Consider the following 19,149-nt stretch of genomic DNA (forward strand, 5'->3'; position numbering starts at 1 on the left):
ATCGAGATGAGCGAATACTCCCTCTTCACCTCCGAGTCCGTGTCTGAAGGACATCCGGACAAAATCGCCGACCAGATTTCCGATGCGGTGCTGGACGCCATCATTGCTGAAGACAAGTTCGCCCGTGTGGCGTGCGAGACGCTGGTAAAGACTGGCGTTGCAATCATCGCCGGTGAAGTGACCACGTCGGCCTGGGTCGATCTGGAAGAGATCGTGCGTAACGTCATTCTGGACATCGGCTACAACAGCTCCGATGTCGGCTTCGACGGCGCCACTTGCGGTGTGATGAACATCATCGGCAAGCAGTCCCCTGACATCAACCAGGGTGTCGACCGTGCCAAGCCTGAAGATCAGGGTGCAGGCGACCAGGGCCTGATGTTCGGCTACGCCAGCAACGAAACCGACGTGCTGATGCCAGCACCGATCACTTTCTCGCACCAACTGGTTCAACGCCAGGCCGAAGCCCGTAAATCCGGCCTGCTGCCTTGGCTGCGCCCGGACGCCAAGTCGCAAGTGACTTGCCGTTACGAAGGCGGCAAAGTTGTCGGCATCGACGCCGTCGTACTGTCGACCCAGCACAACCCTGACGTGTCGTACAAAGACCTGCGCGAAGGCGTGATGGAGCTGATCGTCAAGCACGTACTGCCTGCCGAACTGCTGAGCAAAGACACCCAGTTCCACATCAACCCGACTGGCCAGTTCATCATCGGCGGCCCGGTTGGCGACTGCGGTCTGACCGGTCGCAAGATCATCGTCGACAGCTACGGCGGCATGGCCCGTCACGGCGGCGGCGCGTTCTCCGGTAAAGATCCATCGAAGGTTGACCGTTCGGCCGCTTACGCCGGTCGTTACGTGGCCAAAAACATCGTTGCTGCCGGCCTGGCCGAGCGCTGCGAGATTCAGGTTTCCTACGCGATCGGTGTTGCTCAGCCTACATCGATCTCGTTGAACACCTTCGGCACCGGCAAAATCAGCGACGACAAAATCGTCAAACTGGTTCGAGAAATTTTTGACCTGCGTCCATACGCAATCACCACCATGCTCAACCTGCTGCACCCGATGTACCAGGAAACGGCTGCGTACGGCCACTTCGGTCGCACCCCGGCCACCAAGACCGTTGGCGACGATACATTCACCACGTTCACTTGGGAAAAAACCGACCGCGCCGACGACCTGCGCTTGGCTGCCGGTTTGTAAGATTTCCCGGCGGTACCCAAAGCCCTGCACGGTTCGCCGTGCGGGGCTTTTTATTGCGTTATTGCGCGAAATCCAACAAATCGCAGCCTCGTTTCACTCGACAGCTCCTACAGGGATTTGTGTAGCAGCTGTCGATTGAAACGAGGCTGCGAACTTTTGATCTCCGCGTCTCGAAACACACCGAAAAACATCGTCGCTGCCAACGCCCGAAAGCTGGCTAACCTTGAAAGCACTCCACTTGAGCAAGGACGCTCACGATGCTTCTACGCCTGTTGTCCGCTGTCCTCCTGACCTTGTTTTGCCTGAGCTCAAACGCAGCCGACTGCCCCGAGTGGCCGCCCGCCCGCGCCCTGGACGAAATTACCGCCCTGCAAAAACAAATCGACCTTTGGGACGACCACTATCACCGGGGCGAACGCTCACTGGTCGCCGACGAAATCTACGATCAGTCTCGCGCGCAATTGATCGAATGGCGTGAGTGTTTTGACTTGGGCAGTGCGCCCGAACCCTTGCGCACTGCCAGTGGCCAGACAGCCCACCCCATCGCCCACACCGGCCTGGACAAACTCCGTGATGAACAGGCCGTGGAAAACTGGCTGCGCGATCGCAAGGACCTCTGGATACAACCCAAGATCGATGGTGTGGCCGTGACTTTGATCTATCGCGATGGCCTGCTACACCAAGCCATCAGCCGTGGCGACGGGGTGAACGGACAGGACTGGACTACCTCGGCACGATTGATCACCAGCATTCCTCGGCAACTGGCCCAATCAGTCGATTTGCTGGTGCAAGGCGAACTCTATTGGCATCTGACTGACCACGTACAAGCCAAGGCCGGCAGCCTCAATGCCCGCTCCACCGTGGCCGGCCTGATGGCCCGCAAGACGCTCACCCCTGAACACGCCGCCAGCATCAGGCTGTTTGTCTGGGACTGGCCACAAGGCCCGGCCAATCTGCCCGAGCGTAGCGCGACTCTGGATGAGCTGGGCTTCCCGAGCACTGCACCCTACAGGCAACCGATCCAGACATTGACTGATGCGCAACGCTGGCGCGATCTCTGGTATCGCTCGCCCCTGCCGTTTGCCAGCGACGGTGTCGTCCTGCGCCAAAGTCAGCGCCCCTCGACCGAACGCTGGCAGGCAAAACCACCCTACTGGGCCGTCGCCTGGAAATACCCATTCGCTCAGGCGCTGGCTCAGGTGCGAACAATCGACTTCAAGGTCGGTCGCACCGGTCGGATCACACCGGTGCTGAACCTGAAACCGGTGGCACTTGATGACCGGCAGATCAAGCGCGTGAGTGTCAGCTCGCTACGGCGCTGGGAGGAGCTGGACATCCGTCCCGGCGATCAGGTGTCCATCAGCCTCGCGGGACTGACCATTCCCAGGCTCGACAGCGTTGTACTTCGCAACACCGAACGCCCTGAGTTGAATGTTCCGCTGGCAGCCGACTTCCATCTTTTGAGTTGCTGGAAGCCGACACCGGGGTGCGAAAGCCAATTCCTTGCGCGACTGGCCTGGCTCAGTGGCAAGCAGGGGCTGGCCTTACCTCATGTCGGCCCCGGTACTTGGAAGAAACTTTTAGAAACAGGCCGCCTGAATGGCCTGCTGGATTGGTTGACCTTCGACGCTCAAGAGCTTGCTACCATTAACGGCTTCGGCGAACGCAGCAGTGCTCGTCTTTTAAACAGTTTCAACAGCGCTCGACAGCGTCCTTTCAGTCGTTGGTTGAAAGCCTTGGGTTTACCTCCGACAGGGCAGGCGCAGCTTGCCAATTCATGGCAGGAACTGGCGAATCGAAACACCGAACAATGGCAGGCTGAAGCCGGGATCGGCCCGGGACGTGCGGCCCAACTGAGCGCTTTTTTTCGCGACCCGCAGGTCCTGGCCTTGAGTGAAACATTACGAATTGCCGGAATTGACGGTTTCTAGAGACCGACAATGCCCGGCAGCCCGGGAACCCCTAGCTGCCGATGTGCTCAAACGCCCATCGCCACACTGACCCGCTTGCCTTTGCACATGGAGCTTTTATGAAATTTCTTTCACCGCTCGCCCTGCTGACCCTTTGCAGTGTGTTGGCCGCTCCACTGATGGCGGCTGAAGAAGCGCCAGAGCTGACCGGATGCGCGGCCAAGAAACAGGGCATCATCAACCAGATCGAACTGGCCAAGTCACACGGCAACGCCGACCAGCAAGCTGGCCTGGAAACCGCCCTGAGCGAAGTCACGGCTCATTGCACCGACGCCTCGCTGAAGAAAGAGCGAGAAAACAAAGTCCTCGACGCCAAGCATGAAGTCAGCAAGCGTCAGGCCGACCTCGACAAAGCCATGAAGAAAGGTGACCCCGAGAAGATCAACAACCGCAAAGACAAACTCGCCGAGTCCCGCAAAGAATTGCAGGATGCGCTCGACGAGCTGGATAAGTAAGTCCCCCGCAAAGCGAAAGAGGTTGTAGTGATCGTTCCCACGCTCCGCGTGGGAATGCAGCCCATGACGCTCCGCGTCACTGGACGCAGAGCGTCCCTTGAGGCATTCCCACGCAGAGCGTAGGGAACGATCATCTAGCAAAGCGAGAATCAATGATCCCGAAACTGTTTATGGCAAGCACTGCAGGCATCTTCAACTTTCTGCACCGCCGGCCCAAGATTGCTGGCCTTGTAAGGCTGCACCTGGCTGGCGATCACCAATTCACCGGTGGCGGCTTCAAGGTCGCGGGACATTTCCTGAAAACGTGCCTGCTGTTGCCAGACATTGTCCTTGGCGCTGGAGTGATCTTCTTCGCGCACCTGTGGAAAATGTTTCCACGGTTCACGGGACAGCGCATCGAGCTTCACGGCACCGTCGACGAATTTCGGGCCATCAAACGCAATGCGACCACGCAACATGCCGCCCAGGTCTTCACCGGTTTTGAGCATCTGTTTGAAAATCGTCTTGCGCTGACCCAGCGGCGAATTCGGGTCGACACCGCCGCAAGCGGACAACGTCAGGCACGCCAGCAATACAACAGAAAGTCTTTTAAAAATCATGGTGGCTTCAGGTCACGGGAAACGGCGGCCAGTATCCTCGTGTCATCGACAAAGACCAATAGCCCTATTATCAATACGGGTTGTTTGAGCGCATGGAGCACTCAAGCGACCGGCAAAGGAATTACTCCATGAACAGCCGTTTCAAGGCATGGCGTCACCACCTCGCGTGGACTCTTCCAATGGTGGCCGTACTCGCCGGCTGCACCGGCGGCGATAACAACAAGCCAAAAACCCACGCACTGGCCACCTATTCCAGCGCCACTTGGGAAGCGCTGCCAACGGTGTCCGATAACGACCTGGTCGCCGGTTTCGGTTCGTGGCGCAGCGCCTGCAACCGACTCAAGGCCGACCCGGTCTGGGGCACGACCTGCGCGGCTTCCGCCAACGTGTCGCAAACCGCCCCTGATATCCGCAGTTTTCTGAAACAGAATCTGGATGTCTATGGCCTGCGCGCCGCCAATGACAACCCCAACGGTTTGATCACCGGCTACTACGAACCGGTCTACCCGGGCAGCCTGACCCAAACCACGACGGCAAACATCCCGGTCTATGGCGTACCCGAGGACATGATCATTGTCTCGCTGGACAGCCTCTATCCGGAACTCAAGGGCAAACGCCTGCGCGGTCGACTTGAAGGGCGAGTGCTCAAGCCTTACGACGATGCAGCGACGATCGGGACCAAAGGGGTCAAGGCGCCGGTGGTTGCCTGGCTGACTGATCCGATGAACCTGCAATTCCTGCAAATCCAGGGTTCGGGGCGTATCCAGCTCGATGACGGTCGCCAGCTGCGCATCGCTTACGCCGACCAGAACGGCCATCCGTATCGGCCCATCGGTCGCTGGCTGGTGGAGCAAGGTGAGCTGAAGAAAGAAGACGTGACCATGGGCGCGATCAGCACTTGGGCCAAGGCCAATCCGACGCGTATTCCCGAGCTGCTTGCCAGCAACCCTAGCTATGTGTTTTTCACCCGCAACCCGGACAGTAACGAAGGGCCTCGCGGCTCGCTGAATGTGCCGTTGACGGCGGGGTATAGCGCGGCAGTAGACCGCAAGGTGATTCCGCTGGGCAGCCTGTTGTGGCTGTCCACCACCAAACCGGACGGCACTGCACTGGTTCGCCCGGTGGCGGCTCAAGATACCGGCGGCGCGATTGCCGGCGAGGTCCGTGCGGACCTGTTCTGGGGCACAGGCGAAGCGGCCGGGCAATTGGCCGGGGACATGAAGCAGCAAGGGCAGATCTGGATGCTGTGGCCTAAAGGGGCGGCGTTGCCGCAGGTGCCTCAGGTGGCTGATGCGGTGAAGACGACCCCCTGAGCTTTGCAGCGACTGATACATAGCTTTCGCGGGCAAGTCGAATCGTCGCTCCTACAATGGATCTTCAGTGATCCACCAGACCCTGTGGGAGCGAGCCTGCTCGCGATGAGGCCGGCAAAATCACCGGAGCTATGTCAGACAGACACCACAAAGAAACTGACAATCAACCCCATCCCGACAAACCATACCAACGACCGCAAAATCGCCCAGTCCGCCAGATAGCAAATGATGTACAGCAACCGGCTGGTGATGAACATCACCGACAGCACATTGATCGTCACCAGGTCGGCATTGCCGGCCAGGTGCGCGACGATCACCGCCGCAGCGAATGCCGGGGTCACTTCAAAACTGTTCAGTTGCGCTGCATGCGCGCGCCTGCCCAAACCCTCCAGCGAATCGAGAAAATCCCGAGGATCATGGTTGTCTTTCAGCCTGTACCCACCACTGGCCTTGGCAACTCCCGTGCAGATATACGGCAGGAAAATCGCGATCAAAATGCACCACAGGGCAACCGTCATAAAGCAGTCCTTTCTTCAGTTTTGATATTCGGGTTTCGGTTAAAACTTCATCACCAACATGCCGATCAACACCAGCCCACAGGCCAGAAGTCGTGGCCGGCCGAACGGTTCTTTCAGGTAGCGCATGCCGAATAGCACCACCAGAATCACGCTGATTTCACGTAGCGCCGCGGCTTCGGCAATCGAGCCCAGCTGCATCGCCCACAGCACCAGAGCGTAGCTGAACAACACGCAAAACCCGACCGCCAACCCCAGCCGCCATTGCTCCCGCCAGAACAACATGAACGCCGGCCGTTTGCGCACCAGCGCCAATAATGGAAACGGCCAGGCACTGAGCAGTGTGACCCAAACCAGATAATCCAGCGGGTGTGACCAGCGCCTCAATGCCTGGCCGTCGATGAAGGTATAACAACCGATACACAGTCCAATGAGTGCCACCACCGGCAACATCGACCATGGCAAACGGACACCACCCCCACCCTGCCACAACAGGCAAAGCATGCCGAACGGAATCAGCAGGATCCCGAAAATTTGCTGATTCGTCAGCACTTCCCCGGCGAAGATCAGCGTCAGGGCCAGCACCACCAGTGGCGACAGTCCGCGCATCAGCGGATAGACCAGCCCCAGATCACCGACCCGATAGGCCTGGATCAGCAGATAACGATAGAGCAATTCGAACGCCGCCGACGCCAGGATCCATGGCCAGATTTCAACCGGCGGCACGCTCACAAATGGCAACATCACGGCGACAAACAACATCGCCACGCTGTCCATGCAGGCCACCACCAGCAAGCGTTCGGCACTGAATTTGATCAGGGTATTCCACGCTGCGTGCAACAGCGCTGCTACTAACACCAGTGCTGTTGCAAGCACGGCACACTCCTTTCTATGTTTTTGTTCACTGCAGGAAGCGCCCAGATAATTGATTCGCCATATGTCGGCAGTGTTTATACTGCACGCGACCACGCCGCACTCAGTTGCGCACAGACTAATTCCAATAATTTCTGTCCATGCCCGCTCTCAACGAGAACGGTCATCGGCATGCGTATGCATGATCACAGCGTCAAGACTACCGACAGAGACCTTGCGCATGCCACTCGCTTTGCTTGCCCTCGCTGTTGCCGCGTTCGGCATCGGCACCACTGAATTCGTCATCATGGGCCTGCTGCCCGACGTCGCTCGCGACCTCGCCGTCAGCATCCCGAACGCCGGCTTGTTGATCACCGGCTATGCCCTGGGGGTGGTGTTCGGCGCGCCGATCCTTGCGGTCGGCACCGCCAACATGCCGCGCAAGGCGACATTGCTGGGGATGACGCTGATGTTCATCCTCGGCAACGTCTTGTGTGCCCTGGCGCCGAACTACGCCACCTTGATGGCTGCCCGTGTGGTCACCGCGTTGTGCCATGGTGCGTTCTTCGGTATCGGTTCGGTGGTCGCGGCCGGGCTGGTCGCACCGAACAAACGGGCACAAGCCATTGCAATGATGTTCACCGGCCTGACGCTGGCCAATGTGCTGGGCGTGCCATTAGGCACCGCGCTTGGGCAGTACGCCGGCTGGCGATCGACCTTCTGGGCGGTCTCGGTGATTGGTGTAATTGCCGCTATCGCGCAATGGCGCTGGCTGCCGGCACACATCGCCATGGACAAGGCCAATCTTGCCAGCGAGTTCAAGGTGCTGGGCAAGGTCAATGTGGTGTTGGCGCTGGGCATGAGCGTGCTCGCGTCGACCAGTCTGTTCAGCGTGTTCACTTACATCGCGCCGATCCTGCAAGACATCACCGGCGTCAGCCCGCATGGCGTGACTATCATGCTGTTGCTGTTTGGCGTGGGTTTGACGGCGGGCAGCATGCTCGGCGGTCGACTGGCGGACAGTCGTTTACTGCCTTCGCTGGTGGGCATGGCGCTGGCCGTGTTGGTGGTGCTGGCGGCGTTCACGCAGACCAGCCACTCGGTGATTCCCGCAGCGATCACGCTGGTGCTGTGGGGGATTTTTGCTTTCGCCCTGTGCCCGATCCTGCAACTGCTGATCATCGATCAGGCGCACGAAGCACCTAACCTCGGCTCGACGTTGAATCAGAGCGCGTTCAATCTCGGTAATGCCGCGGGTGCGTGGATTGGCGGATTGGTGGTTGCCAGTGGCGCGGACTTGGCGGACTTGCCGTGGACTGGTGCGCTGGTCAGTGGGTTGACGGTGCTGACGGCGTTGTTCTTCATTTACCTGCAACGTCGCGGTGCGACGGCGGTCAATGTGTCCGGTGATTAATTGCTTTGTTGCTGAAACCGCTATCGCGAGCAGGCTCACTCCCACATGGACCGCACCCCTCTCTGTAGGAGTGAGCCTGCTCGCGATGAAGTTGACGCGGTGCACCTGTCTTTACTTCTCTTCGCGCTTGCGCGGATCAGGTGCCTGATCCGCGCTTTTCTTCGGCGGCCCGCTCTCGCTGCGAATCTGTGCATGGCTGATCAAAGCAAAGATAAAGCTGCCACCAATGATATTCCCCGCCAGTGTGGGCCCGGCGAACACCAGCCAGAAATCCTTCCACGGCAATTCACCGGCAAACACCAGGTAAGACACCTCGGCGGAGCCGACCACGATGTGGGTGAAATCACCCAGCGCCATGAGGTAGGTGATGAGGATGATGATCCACATCTTTGCGCTCTCCATGGACGGAATCATCCACACCATCGTGGCGATCATCCAGCCTGAGACGATGCCCTTGGCGAACATTTGACTGGCGTGGTTTTCCATGACTTTGCGGCCGATATCGAGAAAAGCCAGGTCGGTTTTGCTGTCGAAAATCGGCAGATTCAGCATTACATAAGCCACTAGCAACGTACCGCACAGGTTGCCCACCAGCACCACCGTCCACAGGCGCAGCAACCGACCGAAGTTGTTGAATGTGGGCTTGGTCATGACCGGCAGCACGGCGGTCAGGGTGTTTTCGGTGAACAACTGCTGACGAGCGAGGATCACCGCGAGAAAACCGGCGCAGTAGCCGAAACTGGCGATCACCTTGAAGTGTTCACCGTCCGGCAATCGTGAGTTGAGCAAACCCATGGCCATCAGCGACAGGCCCATGGTCAGGCCGGCGGCCAGCGCCGACCACCACAAGGCAGCGACGCTGCGCTCAAGTTCCTGATCGCCTTGAGTGCGGATGATTTCGTGCAGCACCGCCGCACGGGGTGGCTGGTTTTTGTCGACTTCGTGCCGTTCTTCAGCCGAGAGGTTCGGGGTCTTGCCGTCTTTTGGGGTGTCCATAGCGTTCCTGAACCGGTGGCGTGTCATGTAGGTACGACACGCGTGGCTCGGAGCTGTTCAGTACTCGAATAAACGAAACCACTCCTGTAGGAGCCGAGCTTGCTCGCGATGGGTTCACTTCGGTTTCGGCGGTGATGCGAATGACGCCATCGCGAGCAAGCTCGGCTCCTATGGGGCTCGCATTACGAGCCGGCCACATCATCCTGAAACTGGTCTTTGACGTACTTGATCTCGGTACGGCCATGCGGCGCCGGTAAGCCGTCTTCGCCCAGGTTGACGAACACCATCTTTTCCACGGTGAGGATGCTTTTGCGGGTGATCTTGTTACGCACTTCACACGTCAGGCTGATCGAGGTGCGACCGAACTCGGTGGCGGTGATGCCCAGCTCGATGATGTCGCCCTGGCGCGAGGCGCTGACGAAGTTGATTTCGGAAATGTACTTGGTGACGACGCGCTGGTTGCCCAGCTGGACGATGGCATAGATCGCTGCTTCTTCATCGATCCAGCGCAACAGGCTGCCGCCGAACAGCGTGCCGTTGGGGTTGAGGTCTTCAGGTTTTACCCATTTGCGGGTGTGGAAATTCATATTCACTCCTGAGTGTCTTGCGAAATGATGGGGGGCATCATGGCAGAGCCCGGGCTAGAGCTCTATTACGCATAGACTATGGTCTCGATTACCGTTCAGACATTGACCGACAGAAACGCTTTGGAAGTATCGCTCACACGGCTATAATCGCCACCGTTTCAAAACGGTAACGTTCTATTGCTACCGTTTTCCCGCCACCTGTCCGAGGGGCGCTGCAGCAGGTTCGACCTGTCAGGCTCGGATGGGGCGTTGCTTGGCTGTGATCAGCCAGACACTAAACGCACAACGGCGCCCATTCGCATACATTACGAATGGAGGCTCATCATGAGCGCTGTTATCACGCCTGCAGATTTTAACGATTACAAAGTGGCCGACATGTCCCTGGCTGCCTGGGGTCGTCGCGAAACCATCATCGCCGAATCCGAAATGCCTGCCCTGATGGGTCTGCGCCGCAAATACGCCGGTGAGCAGCCGCTCAAAGGCGCGAAAATCCTCGGCTGCATCCACATGACCATTCAGACTGCCGTGCTGATCGAAACCCTGGTTGCCCTGGGTGCCGAAGTGCGTTGGTCGTCCTGCAACATTTTCTCGACTCAAGACCAGGCTGCTGCCGCTATCGCTGCTGCCGGCATCCCGGTTTTCGCCTGGAAAGGCGAGACTGAAGAAGAGTACGAGTGGTGCCTGGAGCAAACCATCCTGAAGGATGGCGCGCCTTGGGATGCCAACATGATCCTCGACGACGGCGGCGACCTGACCGAGCTGCTGCACAAGAAATACCCGGCGATCCTGGACCGCGTCCACGGCGTCACCGAAGAAACCACCACTGGCGTTCACCGCCTGCTGGACATGCTGGCCAAGGGCGAGCTGAAAATCCCGGCCATCAACGTCAACGACTCGGTGACCAAGAGCAAGAACGACAACAAGTACGGCTGCCGTCACAGCCTGAACGACGCGATCAAGCGCGGCACCGACCACCTGCTGTCCGGCAAGCAAGCGCTGGTCATCGGTTACGGTGACGTGGGCAAGGGCTCCGCTCAGTCCCTGCGTCAGGAAGGCATGATCGTTAAAGTCTCCGAAGTTGACCCGATCTGCGCCATGCAAGCCTGCATGGACGGCTACGAGCTGGTTTCGCCGTTCATCGACGGCATCAACGACGGCACCGAAGCCAGCATCGACAAAGCACTGCTGGGCAAGATCGACCTGATCGTGACCACCACCGGCAACGTCAATGTTTGCGACTCGAACATGCTCAAAGCCCTGAAGAAGCGCGCTGTTGTCTGCAACATCGGCCACTTCGACAACGAAATCGACACCGCTTTCATGCGTAAAAACTGGGCGTGGGAAGAAGTGAAGCCACAGGTTCACAAAATCCACCGTACCGGTCCGGGCGCTTTCGACGCTCAGAACGACGACTACCTGATCCTGCTGGCCGAAGGCCGTCTGGTTAACCTGGGTAACGCTACCGGTCACCCAAGCCGCATCATGGACGGTTCGTTCGCCAACCAGGTGCTGGCGCAGATCTTCCTGTTCGGTCAGAAGTACGCCGACCTGTCGCCAGCCCAGAAAGCCGAGCGCCTGACCGTTGAAGTACTGCCGAAGAAACTCGACGAAGAAGTGGCCCTGGAAATGGTCCGCGGTTTCGGCGGCGTTGTGACCCAACTGACCAAGACCCAGGCCGACTACATCGGCGTGACCGTCGAAGGTCCGTTCAAGCCGCACGCTTACCGCTACTGATTCACTGACCGGCGACGCGGTGTTCTGATACACCGCATCGCCTGATTCGCCAGCAAGCCGGCTCTTACAAAGGAAACGCGTACGACGCAATCCCTGTAGGAGCTGGCTTGCCAGCGAAGGCGTCATAACGGACACACCGTTGGCTCTCGCGTTTCCAAGGATATGACCATGTCCCAAGACCGTCGCTACAGCTTCGAGTTCTTCCCTACGAAGACCGACGCTGGGCATGAAAAGCTGCTCGCCACTGCCCGTCAGTTGGCCACGTATAACCCCGATTTCTTCTCCTGCACCTATGGCGCTGGCGGTTCGACCCGTGATCGCACCCTCAACACCGTGTTACAGCTCGAAAGCGAAGTGAAAATCCCTGCCGCACCGCATCTGTCTTGCGTGGGCGACAGCAAGGACGACTTGCGCGGCCTGCTGGCCCAGTACAAAGCTGCCGGCATCAAGCGTATCGTTGCCCTGCGCGGTGACCTGCCTTCGGGCATGGGCATGGCCAGCGGTGAAATGCGCCATGCCAACGACCTGGTCGAATTCATTCGTGAAGAGACCGGCGATCATTTCCACATCGAAGTCGCCGCTTACCCGGAAATGCATCCGCAAGCGCGCAATTACGAAGACGATATCGCCAATTTCGTGCGCAAGGCTAAAGCTGGCGCCGACAGTGCGATCACTCAGTACTTCTTCAACGCTGACAGCTACTTCTACTTCGTTGAGCGTGTACGGGCATTGGGCGTGAATATCCCGATCGTGCCGGGGATCATGCCGATCACCAACTACAGCAAACTGGCGCGCTTCTCTGACGCCTGCGGCGCGGAAATCCCGCGCTGGATCCGCAAACAGCTGGAAGCCTACGGCGACGACACCCAGAGCATTCAAGGCTTTGGTGAGCAAGTCATCACCGAAATGTGCGAACGCCTGTTACAAGGTGGCGCACCGGGGCTGCACTTCTACACACTGAATCAGGCTGAAGCGAGCCTGGCGGTGTGGAACAACCTGAAGTTGCCGCGCTGAAACAGTGCAAAACCATGAAAAGGCTCTGGCGAAATCCAGGGCCTTTTTTATGGAATATGTCTTGTGCCAGAGCTTCTGGATCCAGTTTCTGGCTCTTTATGATTTCTCGTCGTAATCTCAAGCCATGCCTCTGATTTCGCAATGTCTGACAGTGCTGCTTTTTACTTGCCTGAGCTTCGCAGCCCGGGGCGAGAAGCTGCGCATTGTCACTGAGCCGTGGGCGCCTTACGTCTACGAGGAAAATGGCAATGCCCTGGGGCTGGATTACGAAACCACGGCCATCGTCTTCAAACGCCTGGGGATCGAAGTGGAGTGGCAGTTCCTGCCGTGGAAACGCTGCCTGTCGATGCTCGAATCCGGTCAGGCCGATGGCGTGCTGGACATTTTCCACAGCGATGAGCGTGACGCGACCCTGCTCTATCCCGTTGAACCGCTCTCGGATGTCGAGTTCGTGATGTTCTATGCCAACGACCGGCCTTATCCGTTTCGCACCCTGAACGACCTGAAAGGCCTGACCATCGGCACCTCGCCGGGCTATCTCTACAGCAAGGACTTCAGCGAATCGCCGCTATTCACCCGTGAACCGGCGCCGACCCATGAAGCCAACTTTGGCAAGCTAGTGCGTGGGCGGATCGACCTGTTGATCACTGATCGCCGGGTCGGCCAGCACCTGCTCGATGAATTGGGTATCCGCGACAGGATCACTGAAAACCCGACCGTCATCAGCCACCAGAGTCAGTTTCTGGCGGTACGTAAAAATGCCGGTATGGATTTGCTGGTGCAGCGTTTCGGCGCCGAGCTCAAGCGTTTCAAGCGCGAACCCGCCTACGCGGAGTTGAGCACCCGTTACGGTGCCGATCCCAGTGCCGATGTGAGTGCCGATGTGAAAGCCGCCACCGCCACCACCGCCACCGTAAAAACCGTTGAGCAGCAGGAAAGCGGCGCGCAGTGATTGCTCTGTTATACTCCGGCCTTCCCGCCAGGCTCACGCCCGGACGCTCGGACTTGTTCAAGGCATCTTGACCCCGCTACAGCGCAGCTCTTCAGCCCGCGCGAGCGCTCCAGACGAGCTTTCAAGGCCCAGCAGGACCGGACGGGATTGCGTTCCTCATAAACGCCATTCGCGCCAGGCAAGACTCCCATTGGGCCAAGCCCTAACTAAAACAGGATTACTCATGTCCTTTGCTTCCCTCGGTCTCTCCGAGGCTTTAGTCCGCGCCATCGAGGCAGCGGGCTATACCGAGCCTACTCCGGTGCAACAGCGGGCCATTCCCGCCGTGTTGCAAGGTCGCGACCTGATGGTTGCGGCTCAGACAGGTACTGGTAAAACCGGTGGCTTCGCCCTTCCGATCCTGGAACGGCTGTTCCCTAACGGTCACCCGGACAAATCCCAGCGTCATGGCCCGCGCCAACCGCGCGTACTGGTCCTGACCCCGACCCGCGAGCTCGCGGCTCAAGTACACGAGAGTTTCAAGGTCTATGCCCGTGACCTGAAGTTCGTCAGCGCCTGCATCTTCGGCGGCGTCGGCATGAACCCGCAGGTTCAGGCCATGTCCCGTGGTGTTGACGTGCTGGTGGCCTGCCCTGGCCGCCTGCTCGACCTCGCCGGCCAAGGCAGCGTCGATTTGTCCCACGTGGAAATCCTCGTGCTGGACGAAGCCGACCGCATGCTCGACATGGGCTTTGTCCATGACGTGAAAAAGGTTCTGGCCCGCCTGCCAGCCAAACGGCAGAACCTGCTGTTCTCGGCGACGTTCTCCAAGGACATCACCGACCTCGCCGGCAAGCTGCTGCACAACCCGGAACGCATCGAAGTCACGCCGCCGAACACCACGGTCGAGCGTATCGAACAGCGCGTATTCCGCCTGCCAGCCAACCACAAGCGTTCGCTGCTGGCCCACTTGATCACCGCTGGCGCCTGGGAACAGGTGTTGGTGTTCACTCGCACCAAACACGGCGCCAACCGTCTGGCCGAGTACCTGGACAAACACGGCCTCAGCGCCGTCGCGATCCACGGCAACAAGAGCCAGAACGCCCGCACCAAAGCCCTGGCCGACTTCAAGGCCGGTGAAGTGCGCATTCTGGTAGCCACCGATATCGCCGCTCGCGGTCTGGACATCGATCAGTTGCCACACGTGGTCAACTTCGAACTGCCGAACGTCGACGAAGACTACGTGCACCGTATCGGCCGTACGGGCCGCGCCGGTCGTTCGGGCGAAGCGATCTCGCTGGTCGCGCCGGACGAAGAGAAGCTGCTGAAAAGCATCGAGCGCATGACCAAGCAGAAGATTGCCGACGGCAACCTGATGGGCTTCGACTCCAGCGCAGTAGAAGCCGAGAAGCCTGAAGTTCGCGAGCGTCCGGATGTGCGTAACCCGCGCAACCCACGTGGCCCACGCGGCGACGGCCCGAACGGCACCGGTGGTGGTGGCGGTCGCAAGGACAAGGGCAAGGACAAGGGCGGCAAGGAAAAACCTGCCGCGACTGGCCGTGGCGATCGCCCGGCGCGTGAACACAAGCCACGCGAAGGCACCCCGGCACGTGAACAACAGCGTCCGGCGCCACGCGCTGCTGCTGATCGTGCTCCGGACGAGTTCCTGGACGACGACGTGGATAACTTCGGTAACCGCGTTGACTACGTTCCCCAGGCCAAACCGGCTCAGGGCCGTGGTCGCCGTCCGGGTGCTCCGGCACAAAGCACGACGGCTGGCGCAGGTGCTCCGCGCACCGGCGGCAAGCCTCAGGGTCGCCAAAGCGGTCCGCGCAGCAGCGACGGCGCCACCACTGGCACGCCGCCTGCCAAGCGCAGCGGTCCACGCAGCGGTGCACCACGTGACGGTCAGGCCCGTCGCGAAGAAGGCCGCAACCGTCGCCCTGCTCGTGACGATCAGCCACGGTCGGAACCAGCCGTGCAAAACCCGCGCGGTCCAGCGCCGAAGATCATTCACAAGGAGTCGAAAACCGATCGTTTCCCGACTCCCGAGCAACTTGATCAACTGCCAGGCCGTCCGCGTGGCGAAAAACCAGCGTTGCTGACCCGCAATCGCTGATTTATCGCTGCCATAAAAAATGCCCCTGATTTCGCGATCAGGGGCATTTTTTATGCACTAACGTAAACCTGTAGGAGCAAGGCTTGCCCGCGATGGATTCACCTCGGTTTCGCAACTGTTGCCAATAGTGCTATCGCGAGCGAGCTCGGCTCCTGCAATCTCAGCATTACTTCGCTTTGACACCTTCAAACGTCACGTACAACTCGAGCGCATCGGACGCTGGGCCCAGGTCTTTCTGCTTGCCGAAATCGGAACGCTTGATGCTGGTGGTGCCTTCGAAGCCGGCACGGTAGCCACCCCATGGATCCTTGCCTTCACCCAGGAAAGTGGCCTTGACCACGACGGGCTTGGTCACGCCAAGAATGGTCAGGTCGCCGGTCACATCGGCAGTGTCTTTGCCAGCAGCGTTTTTGCCGGTGGGTTTGACGCTGGTGGAAACAAACGTGGCTTTGGTGCCGTTCAGGAAGTCTTTGCTGGAGATGTGCTTGTCACGCTCAGCGTTGTTGGTGAAAACGCTCGCAGTATTCACGTTGAACTCGATCTTGCTGTCTTCTGGCTTGGCAGCATCAAAGCTGAACTTGCCGTCGATGTCCTTGAAGGTACCGATGATGTAGCTGTAGCCAAGGTGGCTGATCTTGAAGTCAACGAAGGCGTGCTGGCCTTCTTTGTCGACGACGTAGTCAGCAGCCATCACGTTGGCAGACAGCAGGGCCGAACCGATTGCCAGAGCAGCGAGTGTTTTTTTCAACATGCTTTCTATTCCTTTGGAGTCGTGGTTGAACATCAGGCTTTGCGGCCCAGCATTCGTTTCAGGGTCGCATCACGATCGATAAAGTGGTGCTTCAGTGCTGCCAACGCATGGAGACCGGAAAAAATGACCAGCGCCCAAGCCAGATACAGGTGAATCACACCGGCGGTGTCTGCCTGGTTCGGTAGTCCGGACACCAGTGCAGGAACTTCAAACAGGCCAAACACCGGAATCCCGACACCCTCTGCGGTGGAAATCAGGTAACCGGTAATCATCACAGCGAACAAACCGAAATACAGGAACAAATGACCGAACTTGGCGCCCAGGTGCGTCATGCGGCTATAGCTTTCCAGTGCCGGTGGCGGCGGGCTGATGAAGCGCCACAGCAACCGCAGAACCATGACGGCCAGCAACACCAGACCAATGCTCTTGTGAAGGTCCGGCCCTTCTTTGCGCCAAGTGCTGTAGTAGTCGAGATCGACCATCCACAAACCCAATGCAAACAGACCGAAGACTGCCAGCGCCACGCCCCAGTGCATGAAGATGCTGACCCAGCCGTAGCGAGAGGTAGAGTTTCGTAGTTGCATTGCCGAGTCCCTGTAAGTGCTGGCCCAAGACTAACGAGTTATCTATCGAATTAAAGCGGAAAATTTCGCTTTGAAATATCGAGAAATACGATCAAGAGCTTGAAATGAGCGTGTTAAGGAAAGATTAAAGACTACTCTGTGAGAAAAAATGAAACCCAACTGAAGAACACCTGCGCCCCAGGGTTTATTCGATTCCTGAAACTGGTTTTCTTCAGACATAAAAAAACGCGGCATCTCTGCCGCGTCTTTTTAATCCCGACGCTTACTGCGCCTTGGTAACCGTTGTCGGTGTCGCAGCGGGTTTAGCCGCTGGTTTCTTCACCGGAGCCTTTTTGGCTTCGGTTTTGGCGGCAGGTTTCTTCGCCGGGGCTTTCGCCGGGGCCTTTTTGGCAGGCTCGGCTTTCACAGGCGTTGCAGGCTTCGGTGCTTCGACCGGTGCCGGTGCAGCTACCGGAGCTGGAGCCGGTGCTGGTGGAGTGACAGGCTCAGGTGCCTTGACCGGCTCTGGCTTCTTGTCATCATCCGAACCACCGAACAGGTTGCTGAAGAAGTTACCTTTCTTCGCCGCCACCGCGCCGGCCGCTGCTGCCGCCGCCACTTTCGCCGGTTCAAACGACTTGCCCGCCGCCAGGTCTTCAACCTGACTGGCCGCACGCTGACCGGTGCGCAATGCGCCTTCCAGAGTGCCTGGGTACAAGGTATCGGTGTGTTCGCCGGCAAAGGTTACACGCTGAATCGGACGTTCCCACAGGCGCCAGTACTTGCTGATCTGGCCCGGACCGAAGGCCAGGTAAGCGCCGCCCATCGAAGGGTCGGTGCTGTAGCGGCGAAGTTCATAGCCGGTGAACGAACCACGCGCCTGTGGATAAAAGGCGTGCAGGCGAATCAGCACCTGATCTACAACTTGCTTGTCGCCAAACGCCTGCATCACGCGCGCGTTGTCGCCGGACAGGTTGATCACCACGTTGGCGCCGCCCTTCGGCGCCGGCTCGATCCACAACATGCCAAGGCCGGTGTTGCTGAAGATCTCGCCGGACATGCGCGCTTTGGATTCCCACACCGGCGTCTTGAACTTCAGCATGATCTGGTCGCGCCAACCGTAGTTGGTGCCTTTGATGGCGCCCATGTGCTGGGCATCCAGCGACGGGGTCATCTGGATCTTGCCCAGTGCGCGCAACGGCACCGCCAATACCACGTAATCCGCCTGATAGCCGACGCTACCGACTTTGACGGTCACGCCGTCCTTGTCCTGAGTGATCGAGGAGACCGGGGAGTTGGTCTTGATCGTTTTCAGTTGTTTGACGAACGCCTGGGCCAGTACCGGGCTGCCGCCGACCAGTCGCGAAGCACGCAGATCACGATCGGAAGTGCCACGGTAAACACGGCTCTGTTGTGCGAAGTACAGCAACGACAGACGCGAAGGTTCGTCATAGCGGGTACGAATCTGCTGATTCACCAACTGACGAGCAGTCGCTGGCAGGTTCTGCTTGTCGAGCCAGCTGGACACGGTGATCTGATCCAGCGCGTGCAGCGTGTTGTTGGCAATCGGGTTCAACGGATCGTCGATCGAACGCGCCAGATCATCCAGGGTTTTTTCGTAGCGCTTGAGCGCTTCGGCAGTGGCTGGCTCCTTGGTCGCCAGATCGGCGGCGGTGAAATATTCACCATCGATCAGATAGCTTGGAGTCCGCACGAATTCAGGGGCTGGCGTGGTGCTCAGCTTGAAGGTCGACACGTACTTGTTCAGCACCGGCTGAGTCTTGTCGTTGCCGATCCACTCGCTGGTGGCCATGCCGGAGCGACCGCCCAGGCTCGACTTGGCTTCCAGCAGCGTGACCTGCCAGCCTTTATTCTGCAGCTCGTAAGCCGCGGTCAGGCCAGACAGCCCGCCACCGATCACGATCGCAGTTTTATCCTTGGCCAGCGCAGACACGCTGAACAGCCCCAACATCACCAGCGCACAGGCGCGCAGCCAACCGACAGACATTCAGCGAACTCCGGAAATACATGAAGAAAAAGCAGTTTTTGCGAGTCATTCGACTCCAGGAACCGCGAAGGATACGTCAGGCTTCAGACGCCCGCCAGCAACGTCTTTCGGCCTATTCAAAGTAGCTCAAT

At 58.8% G+C, this 19,149-nt stretch carries 17 protein-coding genes and 1 riboswitch; of the genes, 9 read left to right on the forward strand and 8 right to left on the reverse strand.

All coding sequences use genetic code 11. The features are described from left to right. Nucleotides 1–6 precede the first annotated feature (6 nt). The 3 genes from metK (at nucleotide 7) to ACA048_RS27435 (ending at nucleotide 3,622) form a co-directional block, all read left to right on the forward strand. A complete protein-coding gene (metK, locus tag ACA048_RS27425) occupies nucleotides 7–1,197 on the forward strand; it encodes a methionine adenosyltransferase (RefSeq protein ID WP_497627055.1) in 1,191 nt (396 codons plus the stop codon). 257 nt (nucleotides 1,198–1,454) lie between these two features. Continuing rightward, the gene (ligB, locus tag ACA048_RS27430; protein WP_497627056.1) at nucleotides 1,455–3,128 is read left to right on the forward strand and encodes an NAD-dependent DNA ligase LigB; all 1,674 of its coding nucleotides are present in this window, start codon (nucleotides 1,455–1,457) and stop codon (nucleotides 3,126–3,128) included. A 98-nt stretch (nucleotides 3,129–3,226) separates the two neighbouring features. After that, nucleotides 3,227–3,622 (forward strand): DUF1090 domain-containing protein, encoded by a 396-nt coding sequence (locus tag ACA048_RS27435; RefSeq protein WP_497627057.1) that lies wholly within the window; start codon nucleotides 3,227–3,229, stop codon nucleotides 3,620–3,622. A 149-nt stretch (nucleotides 3,623–3,771) separates the two neighbouring features. On the opposite strand, the gene ACA048_RS27440 is transcribed toward ACA048_RS27435, so the two are convergent. Further along, nucleotides 3,772–4,221: a c-type cytochrome gene (locus tag ACA048_RS27440; RefSeq protein WP_497627058.1), complete on the reverse strand. Its 450-nt coding sequence runs from the start codon at nucleotides 4,219–4,221 to the stop codon at nucleotides 3,772–3,774. Nucleotides 4,222–4,349: 128 nt separating this feature from the next. On the opposite strand from ACA048_RS27440, the gene mltA reads away from it, so the two are divergent. Next, entirely contained in the window at nucleotides 4,350–5,534 is a 1,185-nt protein-coding gene (gene mltA / locus ACA048_RS27445; RefSeq protein WP_497627059.1) for a murein transglycosylase A, read from the forward strand. A gap of 134 nt (nucleotides 5,535–5,668) precedes the next feature. Here mltA and ACA048_RS27450 read toward each other — a convergent pair whose 3' ends face one another. Further along, a complete protein-coding gene (locus ACA048_RS27450) occupies nucleotides 5,669–6,052 on the reverse strand; it encodes an MAPEG family protein (protein WP_497627060.1) in 384 nt (127 codons plus the stop codon). Nucleotides 6,053–6,091: 39 nt separating this feature from the next. Continuing rightward, entirely contained in the window at nucleotides 6,092–6,925 is an 834-nt protein-coding gene (locus tag ACA048_RS27455; protein WP_497627061.1) for an EamA family transporter, read from the reverse strand. A 217-nt stretch (nucleotides 6,926–7,142) separates the two neighbouring features. Between ACA048_RS27455 and ACA048_RS27460 the strand changes: the two genes are divergently transcribed. Then, complete coding sequence (locus ACA048_RS27460; RefSeq protein WP_497627062.1) at nucleotides 7,143–8,315, forward strand: MFS transporter; 1,173 nt, start codon at nucleotides 7,143–7,145, stop codon at nucleotides 8,313–8,315. A gap of 111 nt (nucleotides 8,316–8,426) precedes the next feature. On the opposite strand, the gene ACA048_RS27465 is transcribed toward ACA048_RS27460, so the two are convergent. Together ACA048_RS27465 and ACA048_RS27470 are read right to left on the reverse strand one after the other, a co-directional pair. Continuing rightward, entirely contained in the window at nucleotides 8,427–9,311 is an 885-nt protein-coding gene (locus ACA048_RS27465; protein WP_497627063.1) for a formate/nitrite transporter family protein, read from the reverse strand. A gap of 182 nt (nucleotides 9,312–9,493) precedes the next feature. Then, a complete protein-coding gene (locus ACA048_RS27470) occupies nucleotides 9,494–9,898 on the reverse strand; it encodes an acyl-CoA thioesterase (RefSeq protein ID WP_317849413.1) in 405 nt (134 codons plus the stop codon). A gap of 198 nt (nucleotides 9,899–10,096) precedes the next feature. Beyond that, nucleotides 10,097–10,199: riboswitch (S-adenosyl-L-homocysteine riboswitch) on the forward strand. Between the two features lie 23 nt (nucleotides 10,200–10,222). On the opposite strand from ACA048_RS27470, the gene ahcY reads away from it, so the two are divergent. From ahcY to rhlE2, 4 genes are all read left to right on the forward strand, one after another. Further along, the gene (gene ahcY / locus ACA048_RS27475; protein ID WP_497627064.1) at nucleotides 10,223–11,632 is read left to right on the forward strand and encodes an adenosylhomocysteinase; all 1,410 of its coding nucleotides are present in this window, start codon (nucleotides 10,223–10,225) and stop codon (nucleotides 11,630–11,632) included. 168 nt (nucleotides 11,633–11,800) lie between these two features. Further along, entirely contained in the window at nucleotides 11,801–12,646 is an 846-nt protein-coding gene (metF, locus tag ACA048_RS27480; protein ID WP_497627065.1) for a methylenetetrahydrofolate reductase [NAD(P)H], read from the forward strand. A gap of 124 nt (nucleotides 12,647–12,770) precedes the next feature. Beyond that, nucleotides 12,771–13,598 (forward strand): substrate-binding periplasmic protein, encoded by an 828-nt coding sequence (locus tag ACA048_RS27485; RefSeq protein ID WP_497627066.1) that lies wholly within the window; start codon nucleotides 12,771–12,773, stop codon nucleotides 13,596–13,598. 223 nt (nucleotides 13,599–13,821) lie between these two features. Beyond that, complete coding sequence (gene rhlE2 / locus ACA048_RS27490; RefSeq protein WP_497627067.1) at nucleotides 13,822–15,696, forward strand: RNA helicase RhlE2; 1,875 nt, start codon at nucleotides 13,822–13,824, stop codon at nucleotides 15,694–15,696. A 166-nt stretch (nucleotides 15,697–15,862) separates the two neighbouring features. Here rhlE2 and ACA048_RS27495 read toward each other — a convergent pair whose 3' ends face one another. The 3 genes from ACA048_RS27495 to ACA048_RS27505 form a co-directional block, all read right to left on the reverse strand. Next, nucleotides 15,863–16,447, reverse strand: a complete 585-nt coding sequence (locus ACA048_RS27495) for a YceI family protein (RefSeq protein WP_497627068.1) — start codon at nucleotides 16,445–16,447, stop codon at nucleotides 15,863–15,865. A gap of 32 nt (nucleotides 16,448–16,479) precedes the next feature. Then, nucleotides 16,480–17,031: a cytochrome b gene (locus ACA048_RS27500; RefSeq protein ID WP_497627069.1), complete on the reverse strand. Its 552-nt coding sequence runs from the start codon at nucleotides 17,029–17,031 to the stop codon at nucleotides 16,480–16,482. Nucleotides 17,032–17,293: 262 nt separating this feature from the next. Further along, complete coding sequence (locus tag ACA048_RS27505; protein ID WP_497627070.1) at nucleotides 17,294–19,018, reverse strand: flavin monoamine oxidase family protein; 1,725 nt, start codon at nucleotides 19,016–19,018, stop codon at nucleotides 17,294–17,296. Nucleotides 19,019–19,149 lie beyond the last annotated feature (131 nt).

The organism is Pseudomonas sp. LBUM1659 (genome assembly GCF_059716045.1).

Excerpts from the sequence above, each read along its gene's own strand:
- metK (WP_497627055.1), top strand. The coding sequence starts at position 7 with ATGAGCGAATACTCCCTCTTCACCTCCGAGTCCGTGTCTGAAGGACAT.
- ligB (WP_497627056.1), top strand. The coding sequence starts at position 1,455 with ATGCTTCTACGCCTGTTGTCCGCTGTCCTCCTGACCTTGTTTTGCCTG.
- ACA048_RS27435 (WP_497627057.1), top strand. The coding sequence starts at position 3,227 with ATGAAATTTCTTTCACCGCTCGCCCTGCTGACCCTTTGCAGTGTGTTG.
- ACA048_RS27440 (WP_497627058.1), bottom strand. The coding sequence starts at position 4,221 with ATGATTTTTAAAAGACTTTCTGTTGTATTGCTGGCGTGCCTGACGTTG.
- mltA (WP_497627059.1), top strand. The coding sequence starts at position 4,350 with ATGAACAGCCGTTTCAAGGCATGGCGTCACCACCTCGCGTGGACTCTT.
- ACA048_RS27450 (WP_497627060.1), bottom strand. The coding sequence starts at position 6,052 with ATGACGGTTGCCCTGTGGTGCATTTTGATCGCGATTTTCCTGCCGTAT.
- ACA048_RS27460 (WP_497627062.1), top strand. The coding sequence starts at position 7,143 with ATGCCACTCGCTTTGCTTGCCCTCGCTGTTGCCGCGTTCGGCATCGGC.
- ACA048_RS27465 (WP_497627063.1), bottom strand. The coding sequence starts at position 9,311 with ATGGACACCCCAAAAGACGGCAAGACCCCGAACCTCTCGGCTGAAGAA.
- ACA048_RS27470 (WP_317849413.1), bottom strand. The coding sequence starts at position 9,898 with ATGAATTTCCACACCCGCAAATGGGTAAAACCTGAAGACCTCAACCCC.
- ahcY (WP_497627064.1), top strand. The coding sequence starts at position 10,223 with ATGAGCGCTGTTATCACGCCTGCAGATTTTAACGATTACAAAGTGGCC.
- metF (WP_497627065.1), top strand. The coding sequence starts at position 11,801 with ATGTCCCAAGACCGTCGCTACAGCTTCGAGTTCTTCCCTACGAAGACC.
- ACA048_RS27485 (WP_497627066.1), top strand. The coding sequence starts at position 12,771 with ATGCCTCTGATTTCGCAATGTCTGACAGTGCTGCTTTTTACTTGCCTG.
- rhlE2 (WP_497627067.1), top strand. The coding sequence starts at position 13,822 with ATGTCCTTTGCTTCCCTCGGTCTCTCCGAGGCTTTAGTCCGCGCCATC.
- ACA048_RS27495 (WP_497627068.1), bottom strand. The coding sequence starts at position 16,447 with ATGTTGAAAAAAACACTCGCTGCTCTGGCAATCGGTTCGGCCCTGCTG.
- ACA048_RS27500 (WP_497627069.1), bottom strand. The coding sequence starts at position 17,031 with ATGCAACTACGAAACTCTACCTCTCGCTACGGCTGGGTCAGCATCTTC.
- ACA048_RS27505 (WP_497627070.1), bottom strand. The coding sequence starts at position 19,018 with ATGTCTGTCGGTTGGCTGCGCGCCTGTGCGCTGGTGATGTTGGGGCTG.